General features: G+C 59.5%; 15 protein-coding genes and 1 tRNA gene. 6 read left to right on the top strand and 10 right to left on the bottom strand.

Translation table 11 applies throughout. The features are described 5' to 3' along the window. Positions 1 to 11: 11 nt before the first annotated feature. The gene (locus tag ABIE13_RS25220; protein ID WP_354448659.1) at positions 12 to 1,229 is read right to left on the bottom strand and encodes an efflux RND transporter periplasmic adaptor subunit; all 1,218 of its coding nucleotides are present in this window, start codon (positions 1,227 to 1,229) and stop codon (positions 12 to 14) included. A gap of 174 nt (positions 1,230 to 1,403) precedes the next feature. On the opposite strand from ABIE13_RS25220, the gene soxR reads away from it, so the two are divergent. Further along, positions 1,404 to 1,880 (top strand): redox-sensitive transcriptional activator SoxR, encoded by a 477-nt coding sequence (soxR, locus tag ABIE13_RS25215; protein WP_354448657.1) that lies wholly within the window; start codon positions 1,404 to 1,406, stop codon positions 1,878 to 1,880. A gap of 216 nt (positions 1,881 to 2,096) precedes the next feature. Here the strand turns inward: soxR and ABIE13_RS25210 are convergent, their stop codons facing one another. Next, positions 2,097 to 4,193 (bottom strand): IPTL-CTERM sorting domain-containing protein, encoded by a 2,097-nt coding sequence (locus ABIE13_RS25210; RefSeq protein ID WP_354448656.1) that lies wholly within the window; start codon positions 4,191 to 4,193, stop codon positions 2,097 to 2,099. A gap of 273 nt (positions 4,194 to 4,466) precedes the next feature. On the opposite strand from ABIE13_RS25210, the gene ABIE13_RS25205 reads away from it, so the two are divergent. Next, positions 4,467 to 5,456: a helix-turn-helix transcriptional regulator gene (locus ABIE13_RS25205; protein WP_354448655.1), complete on the top strand. Its 990-nt coding sequence runs from the start codon at positions 4,467 to 4,469 to the stop codon at positions 5,454 to 5,456. A gap of 202 nt (positions 5,457 to 5,658) precedes the next feature. On the opposite strand, the gene ABIE13_RS25200 is transcribed toward ABIE13_RS25205, so the two are convergent. Together ABIE13_RS25200 and ABIE13_RS25195 are read right to left on the bottom strand one after the other, a co-directional pair. Further along, a tRNA-Arg gene (locus ABIE13_RS25200) sits at positions 5,659 to 5,734 on the bottom strand. A 19-nt stretch (positions 5,735 to 5,753) separates the two neighbouring features. After that, positions 5,754 to 6,386, bottom strand: a complete 633-nt coding sequence (locus ABIE13_RS25195; protein WP_354448653.1) for a TetR family transcriptional regulator — start codon at positions 6,384 to 6,386, stop codon at positions 5,754 to 5,756. 220 nt (positions 6,387 to 6,606) lie between these two features. Between ABIE13_RS25195 and ABIE13_RS25190 the strand changes: the two genes are divergently transcribed. From ABIE13_RS25190 to ABIE13_RS25175, 4 genes are all read left to right on the top strand, one after another. Further along, positions 6,607 to 7,896, top strand: a complete 1,290-nt coding sequence (locus tag ABIE13_RS25190; protein ID WP_354448652.1) for an efflux RND transporter periplasmic adaptor subunit — start codon at positions 6,607 to 6,609, stop codon at positions 7,894 to 7,896. An 18-nt stretch (positions 7,897 to 7,914) separates the two neighbouring features. After that, positions 7,915 to 11,181 carry an efflux RND transporter permease subunit gene (locus ABIE13_RS25185; RefSeq protein ID WP_354448651.1) on the top strand — a complete coding sequence of 1,089 codons (3,267 nt, stop codon included), beginning with the start codon at positions 7,915 to 7,917 and terminating at the stop codon, positions 11,179 to 11,181. Continuing rightward, positions 11,174 to 12,697, top strand: a complete 1,524-nt coding sequence (locus ABIE13_RS25180; protein WP_354448649.1) for an efflux transporter outer membrane subunit — start codon at positions 11,174 to 11,176, stop codon at positions 12,695 to 12,697. Before ABIE13_RS25185 ends, ABIE13_RS25180 begins: the two co-directional genes overlap by 8 nt. 128 nt (positions 12,698 to 12,825) lie before the next feature. Continuing rightward, positions 12,826 to 13,707, top strand: coding sequence for a c-type cytochrome (locus ABIE13_RS25175; RefSeq protein WP_354448647.1), 882 nt, complete (start codon positions 12,826 to 12,828; stop codon positions 13,705 to 13,707). Positions 13,708 to 13,799: 92 nt separating this feature from the next. Here the strand turns inward: ABIE13_RS25175 and ABIE13_RS25170 are convergent, their stop codons facing one another. The 6 genes from ABIE13_RS25170 to ABIE13_RS25145 all read right to left on the bottom strand — a co-directional run bounded on the left by ABIE13_RS25170 (position 13,800) and on the right by ABIE13_RS25145 (position 18,780). Next, a complete protein-coding gene (locus ABIE13_RS25170) occupies positions 13,800 to 14,264 on the bottom strand; it encodes a DUF2501 domain-containing protein (protein ID WP_354448645.1) in 465 nt (154 codons plus the stop codon). A gap of 145 nt (positions 14,265 to 14,409) precedes the next feature. Beyond that, positions 14,410 to 15,222 (bottom strand): IclR family transcriptional regulator, encoded by an 813-nt coding sequence (locus tag ABIE13_RS25165; protein WP_354448643.1) that lies wholly within the window; start codon positions 15,220 to 15,222, stop codon positions 14,410 to 14,412. A gap of 75 nt (positions 15,223 to 15,297) precedes the next feature. Beyond that, positions 15,298 to 16,530, bottom strand: coding sequence for a M20 aminoacylase family protein (locus ABIE13_RS25160; protein ID WP_354448641.1), 1,233 nt, complete (start codon positions 16,528 to 16,530; stop codon positions 15,298 to 15,300). Beyond that, positions 16,527 to 17,306, bottom strand: a complete 780-nt coding sequence (locus tag ABIE13_RS25155) for an amino acid ABC transporter ATP-binding protein (RefSeq protein WP_354448639.1) — start codon at positions 17,304 to 17,306, stop codon at positions 16,527 to 16,529. Before ABIE13_RS25155 ends, ABIE13_RS25160 begins: the two co-directional genes overlap by 4 nt. After that, positions 17,303 to 17,953, bottom strand: coding sequence for an amino acid ABC transporter permease (locus ABIE13_RS25150; protein WP_354448637.1), 651 nt, complete (start codon positions 17,951 to 17,953; stop codon positions 17,303 to 17,305). Before ABIE13_RS25150 ends, ABIE13_RS25155 begins: the two co-directional genes overlap by 4 nt. Next, a complete protein-coding gene (locus ABIE13_RS25145) occupies positions 17,950 to 18,780 on the bottom strand; it encodes a transporter substrate-binding domain-containing protein (RefSeq protein ID WP_354448635.1) in 831 nt (276 codons plus the stop codon). Before ABIE13_RS25145 ends, ABIE13_RS25150 begins: the two co-directional genes overlap by 4 nt. Positions 18,781 to 18,819: the final 39 nt, after the last annotated feature.

The raw sequence follows: 18,819 nt of genomic DNA, 5'->3' as shown, positions 1-18,819 counted from the left end.
GCGCCCTCTGCCTACCGTTGGCCCGACAGGGCCATTTTTTCTTGTGCTTTTGGAGACGCTGATGGCGTTTCATCAGCGATGACTTTGGGCGCTATGGGCATGCCCGGGTAGTAGATGCGCTGCATGCCAGCCACCACCAATTGGTCACCTGCTTCGAGGCCCGATTCCACGATACGACGTCCTTCGAACATTCGTCCCAGTTTGAGCTCACGCCGCTCTGCCCGGTTGTTTTCGCCCACCACGTAGACGTACTTTCGATCCTGATCCGTGAGCACCGCCTTGTCGTCAATCAGCACCGCTTCAAATTCAGTTCGGCCCTGCATCTGCACGCGCGCGAACATGCCGGGCGTGAACAGCCCGTGATCATTTTTCATCGTCGCCCTGACGCTGATGGTGCCCGTCTGCGGATCCAGACGGTTGTCGGTGAATCCCACCTGGCCTGTATGGGGGAATCCTTCGTCGTTGGCCAACCCCACTCGAATCGCCATGGCGGCTCTGTCGCCGCTGGTGGAGCGCATGGCCTGCCTGCTGCGCAGAAAGCTTTGCTCGTCGGCATCGAAATAGACGTGGACCGGATTTTGGGACACCACAGTGGACAATACGCTTTGGTTGGCCTGTGCCAGATTGCCTGTGGTCAGCAGGGCACGCCCTGCCAAACCTGTAATGGGAGAGCGCACCTCGGTAAAGCCCAGCTCAAGCCGGGCGCTGGTCACAGCCGCTTCTGCGGCACTCACGTTGGCCAGGGCCTGAGCCAGGCTGCCTGCCCGGTTGTCTGCCTCCTCTGCGGAGATGGCCCGATCTGCCAGCAATTCGCGAGCCCGCACATCCTGTGTCTTTGCCAAATTGACAACGGCGTTCGCGCGCTGCAGATGTGATTGAGCGCTGGCCAGCGCGGCCTTGTAGGAGCGCGCGTCTATGGTGAACAGCAACTGTCCTTTGCGCACGAGCTGGCCTTCGCTGAAATTTACACTCTCTATGTATCCGTTCACCCGTGGGCGAATCTCCACCGATTCCTGCGCGGCAATGCGGCCATTGAAGGTGTCCCACTGCTGCACCTTCTTCGCTTGCACAGGAGAAACATTGACCGAAGCCGGGGGCGGCTCGGCTGATGCCCCTTCTTGCTTGCTACCCTGGGCCTGGCCACAGGCAGTTAGCATGGCTAGCAGCATGGCAGCAGCGCTCGACGCCGCTACGCGCAGCCTCAAGTGCGAGTTGATGGTTGAATTCATTTTGAAATCCCTTGTTGCGAAGGCGCTTGTTTTCTGGGCGCCCGTGGACAAAACTTGGAACGAGGATGGGTTTCAGTCATCCCGCGATAGAAAGGCCTTCGCTTTGCTCGTTGCCAAAGATGATTGTTCAAGTTAAAGTGAACTTCAAGTCAAGCAACAGTGAGAATTGCCACCATGAACACTAGGGATGATGAGTTGCTGCTGATCGGAGCCATTGCCCAGCGCGGTGGCGTGAACGCGTCAGCATTGCGGTACTACGAGTCACTTGGACTGATCGAATCTGTCCGCACGACTGCTGGGCATCGCCGCTATAGACGCTCTACCTTGCGCAGGGTGGCCTACATCGTTTTTGCACAACGCCTGGGGTTTCAACTCGAAGAAATCGCAGCGCAATTGAATGGGCTATCCAAGCACCATGCGCCCAAGGGCGATGAGTGGAGCAGCTTGTCGCAAATCTGGATCAAGCGCGTGGATGAGCGGATTCAGGAGCTTGTCCACCTGCGCAATAGCCTGGATAACTGCATCGGATGCGGTTGCCTGTCTATGAAGGTATGCAAGGTTTTCAACCGGGAAGACCGCCTTGCCGAAAAAGGCGCAGGACCCAGGCTTTGGCTAGGTGACACGCCGACAGCTGACGAAGACAGCCAATGAATTGGTCTTTAGGGGGCCGGGCGTGGGCAGGCTCCGCAAGAAGAAGCGAGGCCCGCATGCAGTCGCTGCATGCGGGCTTTGCAATCCTATGGGATTTTTTGCAGATTCGAGCTGCGAATGGGGTGGTGAACAGGCGGTCGCATCGCGGTCTCGTCTTTGTTGTGGGGGCGAAGACAAAAAGCCCCCACCGCTGGCCGCAGGTAGCCACAGTTAGCGTTAGCGTCGCTGTGATACTCGCGGTTGCAGCTTGCATGCGCCAACGCACGCCGCCAACAGACTCAGCAGCAGCATACCCCAGGTGCCCAGGGTAGGCACAGGCGTAATGGCGCCTGCCGACGGCGGGGCGGTGTCACGCAGCCTGAAGCTGGCTTGCACGCTGCAATCGGCCGTGGCGGGGGCGGTGGTGTAGGTCGTGCCTGCCAAGGTGCCGCCGCAGCCAGTGACTTGGTCAATCACATAGCCCGCTGCGGGTGTGAGCGCGAAGGCTTGCGTACTGCCTGCGACGGCGGTTTGCGGCGTGGCCGGGTCGATCGTGCCATTGGGACCGCTGCCGGGAGTAATGGTGTAGCTGGTCGGCTCCACGGACTTGGGCTTGAAGGTGGCCAGCACCCTGCAATCGGCTGTGGCCGGTGCGGTGGTGTATGTGGTGCCAGTTAGTGTGCCTCCGCAGCCGGTGACTTGGTCGATCTCCCAGCCAGCGACAGTTGAGAGCGTGAAGGTTTGAGTGGCGCCCGCGGGGGTGATTTGCGGCGTGTTGGGACTGATGGTGCCGTTGGCATCGGTATCGGGGGTGATGGTGTAGGTGACAGGCGCGGCCTGCACCTCCACCGCGCCGATGTCGCATCCCGCGCCTTGTGGGCGTGTGATGCCGCGCTGGTCGGTCGCGGGGCAACCGCTGGCGTCGGCTCTGTCAATGGCCGGGCTGCCGGTGCCGGGCAGGTGGGTGCGCGTGGGGCCACCGTTGTCTTGCAAAGCGGCCAGAAGCGGGTCGGCGGCGCCGCTGGCGCCGGTGAAGCTGTCGCAACTGATGCCAGCGCCTGCGCAGCCGCCCTGCAGGATGCTGGTGCCAAGCCCGACAGTGGCGTTGCCGTTGCCGTTGCCGTCGTTGGCGATGGCTGCGCCTGTGGAAGAGGTGTTGCCCCACAGGATGCTGTTGCGGAAGATTGCGTTGCTGGTGGCGCCTGCCGCCGCATAGTGACGAATCGCGCCGCCGAGATTGGGCACTTTGTTGCCGTGCATGGTGACGTGGGTGAAGACCTGGTTGATGGTGCCTCCGGAGAGGCCCCAGCTTGCCACAGCCCCGCCGTCCTGGCCTGCATTGTTGCCACTGAAGGTGACGTTGGTGAATGTGGGGTTGCTCGAACCGTTGGATTTAGCTGAGTTGTAGACAGCCCCGCCGTACCAAGCATTGTTGCCACTGAAGGTGACGTTGGTGAACGTGGGGCTGCTGGTGCCACCGCCGATCCCGGCGTTGAAAATCCCGCCACCCGATCCCGACGCTTTGTTCTGGTTGAAGTGGACATCGCTGAAGACGGGATTGCTGCGACCGGCTCCATTGCCGTCGTTGTAGATGGCCCCGCCGTCGCCGCCGGTCAAGCTGATGTTGACGTTGCCGTTGAAGGCGACGTAGCTGAAGCGGGGGCTGCATTCACCGCCAGTGCCAGTCCCATTGCAGAACACAGCACCACCGTAACCGTTAACGGTGCCAACGCCATTGCCACGGGTCAGCGTGAAGCCTTCGATCAACGTGCTGTTGATGATGGGCCCACTGCCCGTGGTGCCATCGATGTACAGGATGCGCGTGGCATTACCACCGTCGAGCGTGGTGCGGCCCGGGTCCAGCGGCAGGGCACGCGCGTCCGCCGTAGCCTCGTTACCTATGAAGTCACCGCGCAGCACCAAGGTGCGGTTGATGACATATTCGCTGCTCTGCGCATAACTGCCGCGCTGCACCCAGATCTCGGTGCAGTTCTTGCCGTTGCTGTTGGCGATCGCGTCGCGCAACGTGGTGGGCTGCGTCCAGGTGCTGCCGTTGGCGGCGGCGGTGCCGATAGCCGCGACACGGCAAATGTCGGCTTGCGCACTGCTGGCCAGGGTCAGCAGTGCGGCAATCCACAGCAATTGGCGCACGGGGCGGGCAGTAAGAGGTGTTGGCAATGGCATGGTGACTTCCTCCAGCGAATGAATCAAGTGTTTTTTGAGCAGGCGCCGCGTGCCCAGGCCCGCCACCGGCAGGCCCAGCAGCAGCAAGCTCCATGGGCCCAGTCTGGAAGGGCGGTGGTCAGGGGTGACGGCATGGCGGGGCCTTTTCAAAAATGGACTGAACCACGATAAGAAAATCTGCCAACTCGATCTTTGCCTACAACGAAGTAGGCTGGGGCTAGAGCGAAATACCACCTGAAAAATTCATAGAAGTCGCTTCTGTCCCTTTTTCAGAAATAAATTTTTCGCTATTTCTTGAAAAAAAATGGATTGCGAAAGATCCATCAAATGTCTTTGTAAAGAATCCAAACACCTGGCACCGCAATGCTCGGCAATACTGGGCAATATCTAAAAGCGCAATGGCATCGCAAAGAGGAGGCTGACATGGACAGCAATAACTCGCGCTTCAGTGGCGAACCCCGCACGCATCGGATACGTACTAACCCAATCGGCCATGCACAGCCGTTGGCCGCCTTCCAGCGGCAACTCACGCAGTTCCTCCAAGGCGTCCATGTCGAGCCATTGCATGACCAGCCACTGGCGCTGGAGAGCACCATCACCAGCTTCGACAGCATGGTCATCAGCATTGCCCGGACAACGCCAACGCGTTGCACTCACCCTGACGAGGAGCCCATCGACGATGGCGTGCTCTTGATGGGGATGCCGGTGGGCAAATGCCGGCTGCAGGTTCGCAGCAAAACGTGGGACATGGTGGACAAAGACATGGTTTTCGCTCGCCCCGGCCAAATGCAATCGGTCGTCGCCTATACGCCAGCGCACCTGTGCTCAGTGTTGCTCTCTCGCTCGCTGCTGTCGTCGATGGGTATCGACGTGGATGCGATACTGCTGCGCCCGCTGCGCGACAACCCGACGGCGGCGTTGTTCACCCAATATGCCCATTTGCTGTGCGACCACAGCGCGCTGGCATCGCCTGAGTTGCGTCGCGCAGCCACCTTGCACCTGCACGATCTGGCCGCGCTGCTGGCCGGTGCCTCGGGCGACATGTCGCACCGGGCATGCGGGCGTGGCGTGCGCGGTGCGCGGCTATTGACCATCAAAAACGATATTGCTGCGCGCTTCACCGACCCCGCGATCTCGGTGATCGATGTGGCGCGGCGCCAAAACATCACACCACGCTATCTGCAGATGCTATTGGAGCAAGACGGTCTTACCTTCACCGCGCTAGTACTGGAGCGGCGCCTGGCGCTGGCGCGACGCATGCTGCAAGACCCTCGTATGGCCAAGTACGCCATCAGCGCCATTGCGTTCGACGTGGGCTTTGGCGATCTATCGCACTTCAACAAGAGCTTTCGCATCCGCTATGGGCTGACGCCGTCCGAAGCACGGCGTTGTGCGCCGGGAGAGCGCCACTGATCAACAAGCACTGATTGCAGCTACTTCATAAGTGTTAACGGCCTTGATGGGCTCCGATCCACGCTAGCAGCTTGTCGATCGATTTATGCAGAGGATCCCTGGACCTCTAAAGACTACGCAGGAGTACATTGAACAAGAAAAAGCCCGCATGCAGTCGCTGCATGCGGGCGTGGAAATCCTGTGGGATTTTCTGGATAATTCTTGGTGCGGCTGGCGGGGATCGAACCCACGACCCTCGGCTTCGGAGGCCGATACTCTATCCACTGAGCTACAGCCGCTTTTGAAGTTAGCCCTGCATTATCCCTGATTGTCGGTGTCTATTTCGGAAGACAGGCCGATCCCGCGTAAAAAGGCATCGAGAGAACTCAATCCTGCGGCTTCCAGGTCGAAAGAAGGCTCCAGCAGCCAACTGAAGATGAGTCCGTGCACCATGGCGTGCATGCCTTGAGCCAATTGGCCCAGAGGCGCCGGAAATGCAATGCCATGTTGCTTGCTGGCGCTCTCGAGCGCAGTCTGTACGCACTGCATATGTTCGCGCTGAGATTGCAGCAGACGATCGCGCACAGCACCCAACTCTTCTGTGTGTTCCACCATCAATGTAGCGATTTCCAGCACGCGCCGAGTCTGCTCGTCGCTGGCGATCTGGCGGAGCGCTTTCCTGAGCCCCTGTCGCAGCGCAGCAACAGGGTTTTCACCGCTCACATCTGGCAGCGTGCTCTCCAGCGGCAAGGTGACGCGCTCCATCATCGCGTTGTACAGGTCAGCCTTGTCCTTGAAATGCCAATACAGCGCGCCACGCGTGACGCCTGCGGCTTGAGCAATGTCATTCAGCGAGGTGCGCGAGACGCCTCGTTTCTGAAAAACGCACTCGGCCGCGTCAAGCAACGCGGTGCGCGTGGCTTGGGCGTCTTCCTTGGTACGGCGGGCCATGTAATAAATGGGTGAGAAGATGGGACAGAGATGAGACTTGCTTCGATATTAGCATATACATTCTTGAATGTATGTATAATTCCGAACGGTTTCACTCGGCTAATGTCCAAGTTGCTGCTAGATTTACGCGGCATGGCTGCATTCGCCCGAATGTCTACCCAGTGTTTGTCCCCTGCCGGGACAGCACTCCCTATTTCCAAAAATAGCAAGAGAAATCAACATGTCAGATACGCGTGCCGTCCGCTTCTCGTTGCCACCACGCCTGCTGCCTGTGGGCGCTGCTGTGCTGCTGGCCTTGTCTTTGGCTGCTTGCGGCAAGAAGGACGAAGGCGCGCCAGCCGGAGGAGCTCCCGGTGGTGGAATGCCTCCACCTCAAGTGGGCGTCGTTACTGTGCAGCCAGGCTCTGTGGCCCTGGTAACGGAACTTCCAGGCAGGCTTGAGGCCTCCCGTGTCGCTCAGGTGCGTGCTCGAGCAGCGGGCATCCTGCAGAAAAGGCTCTTCCAGGAAGGAAGTGATGTCAAAGCAGGCCAGGCCCTGTTTGCCATCGACCCAGCGCCTTACAACGCCGCACTCATGAGCTCGCAAGCCACGGTCGCCCGCGCTCAAGCCAATCTGCAGCAAGCGGCTGCTCTGGCCGATCGCTACAAGCCGCTGGTAGAGGCCAACGCAGTCAGCAAGCAGGAATACGCCAATGCAGTGGCCGCACGTGCCCAAGCAGAGGCTGATGTGCAAGCTGGCCGTGCGGCGGTGGAAACCGCGCGCATCAACCTGGGCTACGCCTCCGTCACCGCACCAATCAGCGGTCGCATTGGTCGCGCGCTGGTCACAGAAGGCGCGCTGGTGGGGCAGGGTGAGGCCACCCAACTGGCCGTCATCCAGCAGATCAACCCGCTCTACGTCAATGTGACGCAATCTGCCAATGAAGTGATGAAGCTGCGCCAGGCACTGCAAAGCGGCCAGCTGTCTCGCGCCGGTGGCGGAGAAGCGGTCAAAGTACAAGTGTTGCTTGAAGACGGCAGCGTCTATGGCAGTCCAGGCCGGTTGTTGTTCTCCGATCTGTCGGTGGACCCTGCCACTGGTCAGATCAGCTTGCGCGCTGAAGTGCCCAATCCGCAAGGCATGCTGTTGCCCGGCATGTATGTACGCGCTCGTATTGAGCAGGCGCAAGTCAACAACGCCATCTTGCTGCCTCAGCAAGCTGTCACACGCGGCGGCAAGGGCGATTCAGTCCTGGTGGTCGCGGCCGATGGGTCGTTTGCACCGCGCCCAGTCAAAGTGGGTGAAGCGCAAGGCAAGTCCTGGGTGATTCTGGACGGCCTCAAGGCCGGTGAGCAAGTGATCGTCGATGGCGTGATGAAGCTGATGCCAGGCGTGAAAACCGTGAAGGCGGTGCCGTGGCAGGAAGGCAAGCCTGCCGCAGCTGCTCCAGCCCAGCCCGCCTCCGCCCCCCAAAATCCAGCTTCCGGCGCCCCCGCCGCGCAAGCACCGGCTTCAGCAGCTTCCAAGTAAGCAGCGAGGACACAAGGCATGGCCAAGTTTTTTATTGATCGCCCCATCTTCGCGTGGGTGATCGCTCTCTTCATCATGGTGATTGGGGTAACCGCAATCACTCAACTGCCCATCGCGCAGTATCCACAGGTGGCCCCACCCACCATCGTGCTGAACGCCGTCTACCCTGGCGCTTCGGCAAAAACGATGGAAGACGCGGTGCTGTCGGTGATCGAGCGCGAAATGAACGGCTCTCCTGGGCTGGCTTACATGGAGTCCGTGGCGCAAGCCGACGGCTCCGGCAGCATTACGCTGTCGTTTGAGCCCGGCACCGACGACGATCTGGCCCAGGTCGACGTGCAGAACCGACTCTCACGCGCCACGCCTCGCCTACCCACCTCGGTGGTTCAGCAGGGTGTGCGCGTAGACAAATCGCGTTCCAACTTCCTGCTGTTCGTGATGCTGTCCTCGTCCAGTCCGGATCTGGACGTGGCTCAATTGACAGACTACGCCTCTCGCAACGTCATGCCGGAGCTGCAGCGCGTAGCTGGCATTGGCCAGGTCCAGTTGTTCGGTGCAGAGCGCGCCATGCGGATATGGATCGACCCTGCCAAGCTGCAAAGCTTCAACCTCTCCGCCGGCGACGTGAGCAGCGCTATTCAGGCGCAGAACGCCCAGGTGTCGGCGGGCTCGATTGGTGATTTGCCGTTGGTCGCTGGACAAACCGTCGCAGCGACGGTCGTGGTGCCTGGGCAGATCAACAGCGTAGAAGAATTCGGCAATATTGTGTTGCGCGGCCTCTCTGATGGTAGTTCCGTGCGCCTGAAAGATGTGGCGCGCATCGAGCTGGGCGCACAAAGCTACGCCACGAGCGCTCGCCTGAACGGTGAGCCTGGTGCAGGCTTGGGCGTCATGCTCTCTCCTTCAGGCAATGCCTTGGCTGCCGCCGAGGCAATCAAAGTGCGCATGAAAGAGCTGGAGCCGTACTTCCCGGCTGGCATGCATTGGACCATTCCATACGACAGTTCTGAGTTCGTGAAGATCTCGATCAACGAAGTGGTCAAAACGTTGCTCGAGGCCATCGTGCTCGTGTTCCTGGTGATGTTCCTGTTCCTGCAGAACTGGCGCTACACGGTGATTCCGACCATTGTGGTTCCGGTGGCACTGTTGGGTACGTTCGCCGCGCTGCTGGCGTTCGGCATGTCCATCAACGTGCTGACCATGTTCGGCATGGTGCTGGTGATCGGTATCGTGGTGGATGATGCCATCGTGGTGGTCGAAAACGTAGAGCGGATCATGGCGGAGGAAGGGTTATCGCCCTTGCTCGCCACGCGCAAGGCCATGAGCCAGATTTCTGGCGCCATCATCGGCGTGACGGTCGTGCTGATTGCCGTGTTCGTGCCACTGGCATTCTTCGCCGGCTCGGTAGGTAATATTTACCGCCAGTTCTCGGCGGTCATGGCCGTGTCGATTTTCTTCTCGGCATTCATGGCGCTTTCGCTCACGCCAGCGCTCTGCGCGACCTTGCTCAAGCCAGTTGAGGCCGGGCATCACCATGAAAAACGTGGATTCTTCGGTTGGTTCAACCGAGGCTTCAGCCGCACAGCCAAGGGTTATGAAGGTTTTGTGGCCAAACTGCTGCGTCGCTCTGGGCGGTTGATGCTGGTTTACCTGGCGCTTGGAGCTGTGGTGGCCATCATGTACACACGGCTGCCCACGTCCTTCCTGCCTTCGGAAGACCAAGGCTACATTATCGTGAACATGCAATTGCCTCCTGGCGCCACCATGGAACGCACACAGAGCGTCGTGGAGCAAATGGAAGAGTTCATGAAAAAGCAGCCCGAGGTGGCCAACATTGTGTCCGTGCTGGGCTTCTCCTTTTCCGGCCAAGGCCAGAATGCGGCTTTGGCATTTGTCCCACTGAAATCCTGGGATGAGCGAAAAGGCGCGGAACACAGTGCTGACGCCCTTGCGGGCCGTGCGATGGGGGCGCTCTCGGGCGTTCGAGATGCCTTTATCTTCGCACTCAATCCGCCTCCCATCCCGGACTTGGGCAATAGCTCTGGTTTTACTTTCCGCCTGCAAGATCGCGGGGGCCATGGACATGATGCTTTGGTCGGCGCCCGCAATCAGATGCTGGGCATGGCGATGCAGAGCAAAGTGCTGGCAGGCGTGCGTCCAGACGGTCTTGAAGATGCGCCTCAATTGCAGGTCGACATTGACCGGGACAAGGCCGCTGCGCAAGGCGTGAGCTTTGCAGCGATCAATAGCGCGATCTCCGCATCACTGGGCTCGGCTTACGTGAACGATTTCCCGAACGCAGGCCGCATGCAGCGCGTGGTGGTGCAAGCGGATGCCCAGGCCCGCATGGAGCCAGATGACATCCTCCGGCTGACGGCACTCAATAGCAAAGGCGAGGCCGTGCCGCTGTCAGCGTTTGCGACTACCCGCTGGATCACCGGCCCTATGCAGACCATCCGCTACAACGGCTATCCCGCGATGCGCATCGCAGGCGGACCCGGGCAAGGTTTCAGTACGGGTGAAGCCATGAAAGAGATGGAGACGTTGGCAGCTAAATTGCCCGCGGGCTTCGGTTTTGAATGGACTGGCCAGTCGCGGGAAGAAAAGCTCGCAGGCAACCAGGCGTTGATTCTGTATGCCTTCGCTATCCTGGCCGTGCTGCTGGCGCTCGCTGCGCTGTATGAGAGCTGGTCCATCCCGCTGGCCGTGATCCTGGTGGTTCCGCTGGGGGTACTCGGTGTGCTGCTGGCCATTACCGGGCGAGGTCTCTTGAATGACGTGTACTTCCAGGTGGGTCTGATCACGATCATCGGGCTATCGGCCAAGAACGCGATTCTGATCATCGAGTTCGCCAAGGATCTGCAGGCGCAGGGGATGAGCGCGATCGAATCAGCGCTGGCTGCCGCGCACCTGCGGTTCCGCCCGATCATCATGACCTCGCTCGCGTTCATTCTGGGCGTGCTGCCGTTGGCAATTGCTACCGGAGCCAGCTCCGCCAGCCAACGTGCCATTGGTACTGGCGTGATCGGCGGCATGATTGTGGGCACCACACTGGCGGTGTTTTTCGTGCCGATCTTCTTCGTGGTCGTGCGGAAAATCTTCAAGAGCAGCCAGCGCGAACGCGAACGTTATGCCGAGCATGCGGCGCAAGCGGGCATTACGCCTGAGGCTGCGCACGCCTATGTCGAAGCGGCAGAGGAAGGCCTCTCCGCTGAGGAGCGGCGCGCCATGCATGAAGGTGCCGAGCCACCTGCCTCAGGCGCCAAAAAGGATTCACATGACTAAGCACCGTAATTCACGCGTTACTGGCGCAATCCGGCCGTTCACGGCACTGGCCCTGGCCAGCGTGCTGGCGGGCTGCTCGTTCATCCCTGCGTATGAACGGCCAGCCACGCCAGTCTCAACGCAATGGCCAGATACCGCCGGTGCGCAAATGGTGGGCGGCACAGCCGCTGCTGACCTGCCTTGGCAAGAGTTCGTGCACGACGTTCGCCTGCGGCAAGTGATCGAGTTGGCGCTGGCCAATAACCGCGACCTGCGCGTCTCTATCTTGAATATTGAGCAAGCGCGAGCCCAGTATCAGATCCGCCGCGCCGATCAGGTGCCTACCCTGGCCGGATCCCTGACCGGGACTCGCCAGGCGCCCAACGCGTCAGGCGGCGAAAACGCCCCCAGCGTCAGTTCTGTCTACACCCTCGGCGTGGGCATTTCCGCCTGGGAGCTGGATTTCTTTGGCCGCGTCTCAGCGCTGAAGGATGTGGCGTTGGCGCAATACCTGGCTACTGAAGAGGCGCGCAAGTCAGCCCAGATCAGCCTGGTCAGTTCTGTGAGTACAGCCTGGCTGTCACTCCAGGCCGATACCGAGTTGCTTCTGCTGGCAGAGCGCACCCTGGCCACCAGAGATCAATCACTGCGGCTGACCAAGCTGCGCTTTGACAACGGCGCGTCATCGGCGCTGGATTTGCGGCAGGCCGAGTCGCTCAGCGCCTCTGCGCAAGCTGCACGCGCTCAACAACTGCGGCTTCGTGCACAGGACATCAACCTGCTCACCTTGCTGGTGGGTCAGGCGATTCCTGAGAACTTGTTGCCCCCCTTGCCTGTGGTCTCTGTGGCACCACCCTCCAATGATCTGACTCAGCCCACACCTGCAGTCGCGCCCACAGGAGAGCTTTCCACCTTCACCGAGGTGCCGGCTGGGTTGCCTTCTGACCTGCTGCTGCGTCGGCCGGATATCCGCGCTGCCGAACAGCAGTTGATCGCTGCCAATGCCAACATTGGCGCGGCGCGCGCAGCCTTCTTCCCTCGTTTTTCCCTGACTGCAAGCGCCGGACGGGCGAGTACGACGCTGGACGGTCTGGTGGGTTCAGGCGGCGTGGGTGCATGGTCGCTGGCTCCCAGCATTACGCTACCGATCTTTGACATGGGGCGCAATCAAGCCAACCTGGACTCCGCCAAGGCAGCCCAGGAGATCACGGTGGCGCAGTACGAAAAGGCCATTCAGACCGCCTTCCGGGAAGCCGCCGATGCCCTGGCGGGCCGTGCCACGCTGGGCGAACAACTGAAGGCTCTGGAGGCCCAGGCCACCGCTGAACGGGATCGTTTCCGTCTGGCGGATTTGCGTTATCGCAACGGTATTGCCAACTACCTGGATCTGCTGGATGCGCAGCGCTCCCTGTTCGCTACCGAACAAGCGCTCGCGCAGACGCGGCTTGCTCAAAGAACCAATGAAGTGCAGCTGTACAAAGCGCTTGGCGGTGGCTGGAGTGAGCCTGCTGGCGAGGCTCCGCGCCCCGCAAGTTGAGATGATCTGATGCCCGCGCGGAGGTGCGGGCGTCAGCCGTCCTATAATCATAGGCTTGCAGCGTGGCCGTGCATGACGACGCGCGTGCTCCGCAACAGAAAATCACCACGATCCCCCCCGAGGACGCCATGAGCGACAACATGCACGAGGAAGCACATACAGGCCCGGTCAAAACGCCTAAGCAGTTATTCTGGATTAGTTTCGCGGCATTCGTGATTCCGGTGTTCATCATCATCGGCCTCGTTTACTACGTTACCTCGGCGAACAAGTTGTCGCCTGGAGCCACGGATACTGAACGCGCGGTCGCCCAACGTATTCAGAAGATCGGCACCGTGGAGATCCGCGATGCCAACCGGCCATTGGCCGGCGGCGAAGAGGTCTACAAGGCTCAATGCGCGGCTTGTCATGCTGCGGGCCTGGCCGGTGCGCCCAAGTTCCAGGACGTGGGGCAGTGGGCTTCTCGCATTGCCACTGGCTTTGACAAGCTCTTGCACTCTGCCCTCGCTGGTAAAGGCGGCATGGCACCACAGGGCGGCGGCAACTTCACTGATGTGGAAATTGGTCGTGCCGTGGCTTACATGGCCAACGCCGCTGGCGCCAAGTTTGCTGAACCAGCAGCTCCCGCTGCTGCTGCCAGTGCAGCAGCCTCTGAAGCAGCACCACAAGCCGCTGCAGCAGCACCGGCAGCAACCCCTGCACCCGCGGCCGAAACCGTGGCGGCAGCGGCTCCAGCGGCAGCAGCCCCGGCAGCTCCTGCCGCAGCGTCTGCAGGCGCGGGCAAGGCTTTGTATGACAGCGCTTGCGTGGTTTGCCACGGCGCAGGCGTGGCCGGTGCCCCCAAGTTTGGTGACAAAGCGGCTTGGGCGCCCCGCCTGACGGTCGGCTTTGAAGAGGTGCTGAAGATCGCTACCACGGGCAAAGGCGCCATGCCTCCCAAAGGTGGTGCAGTCACTGCGTCGGACGCAGACTTCCGGGCCGCAGTTCAGTACATGGTGGATTCGGTCAAGTAAGCCGCGGTTTACACACCCGACACCTTCCAAACAAAAAGCCGGTCTCTGACCGGCTTTTTGCATTTTCAACGTTGGCGTGAGTTGACCACGCCTTAGATCAGTGATTTGGCATGGGCCAGCACGTAGTCGCAGGCCTTGGTCTTGATCTGGCTGCCCACCTTGTCGAGACTCAGAGATTTACCGTCGCTGCCTTGCAACAAGCCTTTGACTCCGGTCTCATAGCCCGATTTCTGGGGTTGTTGGCCTGTGACCATGCCGAGCAACTTGTCTTTGACGCCACTGGCAGCATCAGCGCTCAGATAATTATTCTTGATGCAGTATTGCAAAATCCCGGCGGCGTTGCCCATGGCGCTGCTGCCAATACTTGGCATGGACAAGCCCAACCCGCTCGCCAAAGCGGCTGCGCCACCTGCTTTGGCGCCGTCTCCACCGGTGCCGGACGTCGCGTTGGACTGGTTCAGCCTGTCCTTGAGCGCATCCAGCATCTGGCTTTGAGCCAACGGGGAGGCCGTTGCAGCTATCCATGCCAAGGTCACGAAGATGACACGTTTTTTCATAAGACGCTTCCTGAAAAATCTACGGATGAAAGCAGTCTAAGCTGAAAGCTGACAAAGCAAGGACTTGCCTCCTTCGGGCCTAATTCAGCAGGCCTCTTACCAGGAGAGGCCAGGCCGTACAAAAATGGGGCGCGCCGCAGTGGGCTCACGCATCGAGGCCGAACGCCCCTTCTGCCAAACGTGTGTTGATTTCCCGAGCGACGGAAACAATCAGGGGGCTCCAGTCCTTCAAGATGGACTCTACGGTCATGGCTTCGCTTGAATAAGAGACGCCCAACGCCGCAACGTCATTGGTATGAGCATCCCGAATCGAGCAAGCGACAGTGATGTCACTTGCGAAGTCCTCTTCGACGCCCAGCGCATACCCGTCTTCCCTGGTCTTCGCGATTCGTTCAAGGATCTTGTCCATCTGCCAGATACTCTTGGGCATCAAGGGCTTAAGTTCGGACTTGTTGAGAACTTCCTGAACCTTTTCGTCCGGCATGGCAGCCAGGATGGCGATGCCTGTGGCCGTGCAGTACGCCGGAAGCCGGGGGCGTTCGCCCAGATCATTGCCTAGCATTTCCAGGCTCGTGTAGCGGACGGGGAACACGGTGTCGGTGCCGTCCAGCATGGCCAGATTGACCGAGGCGCTTGTTTTGCGCCGCAGGAATTTAAGGAAGGGGCTTGCGGAGGCAATGAGCCTGTTGGCTTCGAGATAACGCTGGCCCATATCGAGGCAGCGGCGCGACAGCCTGTATTCACCATCTCGGCCCACTTTGTCCAAGTACCCTAGCCGCCACAAGGTGTGGGCCGCGCGCTGGGCTGCGCTTTTTTCCATTCCCAGTTCTCGAGCGGCTTGCGAGAAACTGGCGGAAGGCCGGGCCTTGTCGAAAATCTCCAGCAACTGAAAAGCCTTGGCGACGCTGTTGACGAAAAGGGGATCTCTGTCCGCATCAGGGCTCGTCTTCTTTGTCATACGTACAGATCTCCGGATATGTGGTGCGATTTCTTCTGATTCATGGTGGGCGATGTGGTGCGCCGCTCGCGGTTGCTATGCACTGGGAGTGGCCAGGGGCATGCAGTTGTTGACCAGGCTGACCCAGTAGGCCGCACCGACAGGTGCAACTTCATCATTGAAGTCGTAGGCAGGGTTGTGGAGCCCGCAGACTGTCTTGGCGTCACCTGCCTGCCCAAGGCCATTGCCTAGCATCAAATAGCAGCCAGGAACAGCTTGAAGCATAAATGCAAAATCCTCCGCGCCCATCGTCGGAGTGAAATCGTCGATCAACCATTTCGGACCTAACCAGCTCAGGATCGTGTCCCGGCAAAGTGATGTGGCATGTGTGTCGTTGATCGTCGCCGGGACGGTATGCTCAATGTCGACCTGTGCGGTGCATGAGAAAGCAGCGGCAATGCCTTGGGCTAACTCTTGAATTCGAGCACAAGTCCTCTCGAGCACTTGGGGAGAGAGCGTGCGCAACGACCCTCCCAGCCAAGCCTGCTCGGGTATGACGCAATGATTGTCACTGCCTTGAAGCTGGGTAATGGAAAGTACAACGCTGTCTTGTGCAGCCGTGTTTCGGCTAACTACCGTCTGCAGCGCCTGGTAGAGGGTAGCGACCGCAGCGACTGGATCAGAGGTTTGCTCAGGCAGGGCCGCATGACCACCCTTGCCCCGGTAGGTCACCTTGACCCGTGAAGACGATGCCATGATAGGGCCTGACGTCAATGCGAACTGACCGGCGGCCAGGCCCGGCCAATTGTGCATGCCGAATACGGCTTGCATCGGGTGGTCCCGAAACAGCCCGGCATCGATCGCGGCGCGCGCGCCGCGTCCATTCTCTTCCGCTGGCTGGAAGATGAGATAGACGGTTCCGTCGAAATCCCGGTGCTGATTAAGATAAAGAGCGGCACCCAGAAGCATGGTTGTATGGCCGTCATGCCCGCAGGCGTGCATGCGTCCTGGATGGCGTGATGCATGCTCGAACGTGTTGGTCTCCATGATGGGCAATGCATCCATGTCGGCCCTGAGTCCGATCGCTGCCGTCCCGGTTCCAGATCGCAGGACACCGACGACGGTGGTGTCACCCAGCCCGTCAAGCATCGGAATTCCCCAGGTCTTCAGCAGCTCGCGGACTTTCGCCGCGGTGCGGTGTTCTTCGAAGCTCAGCTCCGGGTGGGCGTGCAAGTCGTGGCGGATGGTCCGCATCAAATCGCCGGCTTCGCGTCGCACAGCCTCAACCAAAGGATTTGAGGTCCATTCCGATTGATTCGTATCCATCATTCAACCCGCCTGAGAAACTGCCGGATGCGATCGTTCGATGGCTGGTTGAAAAAGTTCTCCGACGATGCATCTTCGACGATGACGCCACCTTCCATGAAAATCACGCGATCAGCGACCTCACGGGCAAACCGGACTTCGTGCGTGACGATGATCATGGTCATCCCCCCTTCGGCGAGCTTGCGCATGACCGTCAGAACTTCGTCCCGAAGTTCGGGGTCCAGTGCAGAGGTCGGTTCGTCGAACAGAATGACGTCTGGATTCATGGCCAAGGCGCGCGCGATGGCCACCCGTTGCTTCTGACCTCCTGAAAGTCGACTCGGATACTCATTCTCTTTTTCAGCCAGGCCCACCTGGCTCAATAAGGCGCGCGCTTGAACGATGGCATCTTCCCTGCGCACGCCCTTGATCTGGACAGGACCCTCGATGATGTTTTTCAGGGCGGTCATGTGCGCAAACAAGTTGAAGGACTGGAACACCATGGCCGTCTTGCGCCGTATGTCTCTCACCTGCTTGTGTTGAGCGCGCTTGAGTCCCGCTGCGCCGTTTTGCACTGACACATGAGTGCCGCAGATGGTGATGTCGCCCTTGTCTGGAACCTCAAGGAAGTTGAGACTGCGCACGAACGTCGTTTTTCCAGAACCCGATGGCCCCATGACCACGACGACTTCACCACGCCCAATGGTGACACAAACTCCTTTCAATACTGCATTCGTTCCAAAGGCCTTGTAAAGTCCTTCAACCTGAACCACAGCTTGGCTGGCTTCTTGCTGACTCATTTGATTCCCTTGCTCAAGCGACTTTCAACCCAGAGCTGGAAGAAGGTCAGAACCTGATTGATCAACCAATACAGAACGCCGGCGATGATGAACATTTCCATATATCGGAAGGTATTGGAGCCAATTTGCTCAGCGACTTTGGTAAGTTCCACCACGGTGATGGTCGATGCCAAGGACGTGTCTTTCATCAATGCGATGTAACGCGTTCCCAGGCTAGGGGCGGCTATCCGAACTGCCTGGGGCAGCACAATGCGAAACAACGTGCGAACCGGTCCCATGCCAATGGACTGCGCTGCTTCAATTTGTCCCTTGTCAACCCCGAGAATGCCCGAGCGGAAATTCTCCGAGATGTAGGCGCCCGCGCACAGGGAGAGGGCCAGGATGGCTGTGGGCACGGGGGCAAGATCAATACCGTAGTGAGGCAGGCCGAAGTAAATCAGCAACAGTTGCAATAGCAACGGCGTTCCGCAGAAGATCGATACAAACGAGAACGCCACCCATCGCAGCAGCCTGATGGAGGACAGACGACACAGCGCGATGACCAGCCCCAGCCCGGTCCCAATGACCGCTGAGCTGAGGCCGAGAAACACCGTCATCACCAAGGCCCCTTGAATCAGCGGGCCTGCCTTGACCACCAGGTCAATCATTTGGCGTCCTTGGGCATCTTCTTGATGTCGTCTCCCATATCAATGCCGGGGAGCCATTTGCGCGAGATGCGGTTCAAGGTGCCGTCGTCGATCATTTCCTGAACCACCTTGTTCACAGCCAAAGCCATGTCCGCTTCTCCTTTTTTCCAGCCAATGGTGCCGATCTCATAGTCAAGATTCGGCCCGGCAATCTTGACCGGGAAGCGTCCCTCTCTGGCGGCTGTCATGCCTGTGATGCGGTCAGTGAGGCGGGCGTCAACTCGTTTGAGTCCTAGGTCCTGAAAGGCGAGGATGAAGTTGTCGTAGACGCGGATGTTCGAGTCCGCCAGATTCTTGCGCGCCCAGGCTTCATCCGATGTGCCTCCTGCGACTGCCAGTCGCTTGCCTTTCATGTCCTCCGGCCCACGTATGGTGTCGTTGTCGGCATGCACAAAGAGGTTCTTGGAGGTGACCATGTACGGAATCGAGAAGTCAGCGGACTTGCGGCGTTCTTCCGTGGGTGTAAGGATGGCCACGACGATGTCGTACCGGTCCGAGTTCAGGCCAGAGATAAAGTTTTTATAGGTGTCGGCGACAAACGTGATTTTGGGAATGTTCAGGCGCTTGGCCAACTCACGTGATACGTCTACGTTGTATCCGGTGGGCTGGTTGGCCTCGTCCATAAACCCCCACGGTTTGAGGGTGTCCGTCGTTGCAATCCGGATCTCATTTTTTGTACGTGTCTTCTGCAACACGGTCTGTCCGTGGGCAAAAACTGTCCCGGCCGTCAAGGCAAGAACGGTAGTCCATTTGAAAAGCACAGACATTTTTTGGGTCATGTGGCTCATTTCTATCTCCTATGAAAATTGCAGGCCGTAAAGGCCAGA

The sequence above is a fragment of the Ottowia thiooxydans genome, assembly GCF_040548795.1.
GTDB classification, from domain to species: Bacteria; Pseudomonadota; Gammaproteobacteria; order Burkholderiales; family Burkholderiaceae_C; genus Ottowia; species Ottowia thiooxydans_A.
Note: the sequence above shows the minus strand (reverse complement) of the source record. Positions and strands in the feature narration are given on the sequence as shown.

What these genes read in the sequence shown, in the direction of transcription:
- ABIE13_RS25165 (WP_354448643.1), bottom strand. Translation starts at nt 15,222, where the DNA reads ATGACAAAGAAGACGAGCCCTGATGCGGACAGAGATCCCCTTTTCGTC.
- ABIE13_RS25195 (WP_354448653.1), bottom strand. Translation starts at nt 6,386, where the DNA reads ATGGCCCGCCGTACCAAGGAAGACGCCCAAGCCACGCGCACCGCGTTG.
- ABIE13_RS25160 (WP_354448641.1), bottom strand. Translation starts at nt 16,530, where the DNA reads ATGATGGATACGAATCAATCGGAATGGACCTCAAATCCTTTGGTTGAG.
- ABIE13_RS25185 (WP_354448651.1), top strand. Translation starts at nt 7,915, where the DNA reads ATGGCCAAGTTTTTTATTGATCGCCCCATCTTCGCGTGGGTGATCGCT.
- ABIE13_RS25175 (WP_354448647.1), top strand. Translation starts at nt 12,826, where the DNA reads ATGAGCGACAACATGCACGAGGAAGCACATACAGGCCCGGTCAAAACG.
- ABIE13_RS25220 (WP_354448659.1), bottom strand. Translation starts at nt 1,229, where the DNA reads ATGAATTCAACCATCAACTCGCACTTGAGGCTGCGCGTAGCGGCGTCG.
- ABIE13_RS25150 (WP_354448637.1), bottom strand. Translation starts at nt 17,953, where the DNA reads ATGATTGACCTGGTGGTCAAGGCAGGCCCGCTGATTCAAGGGGCCTTG.
- soxR (WP_354448657.1), top strand. Translation starts at nt 1,404, where the DNA reads ATGAACACTAGGGATGATGAGTTGCTGCTGATCGGAGCCATTGCCCAG.
- ABIE13_RS25205 (WP_354448655.1), top strand. Translation starts at nt 4,467, where the DNA reads ATGGACAGCAATAACTCGCGCTTCAGTGGCGAACCCCGCACGCATCGG.
- ABIE13_RS25180 (WP_354448649.1), top strand. Translation starts at nt 11,174, where the DNA reads ATGACTAAGCACCGTAATTCACGCGTTACTGGCGCAATCCGGCCGTTC.
- ABIE13_RS25190 (WP_354448652.1), top strand. Translation starts at nt 6,607, where the DNA reads ATGTCAGATACGCGTGCCGTCCGCTTCTCGTTGCCACCACGCCTGCTG.
- ABIE13_RS25170 (WP_354448645.1), bottom strand. Translation starts at nt 14,264, where the DNA reads ATGAAAAAACGTGTCATCTTCGTGACCTTGGCATGGATAGCTGCAACG.
- ABIE13_RS25145 (WP_354448635.1), bottom strand. Translation starts at nt 18,780, where the DNA reads ATGAGCCACATGACCCAAAAAATGTCTGTGCTTTTCAAATGGACTACC.
- ABIE13_RS25155 (WP_354448639.1), bottom strand. Translation starts at nt 17,306, where the DNA reads ATGAGTCAGCAAGAAGCCAGCCAAGCTGTGGTTCAGGTTGAAGGACTT.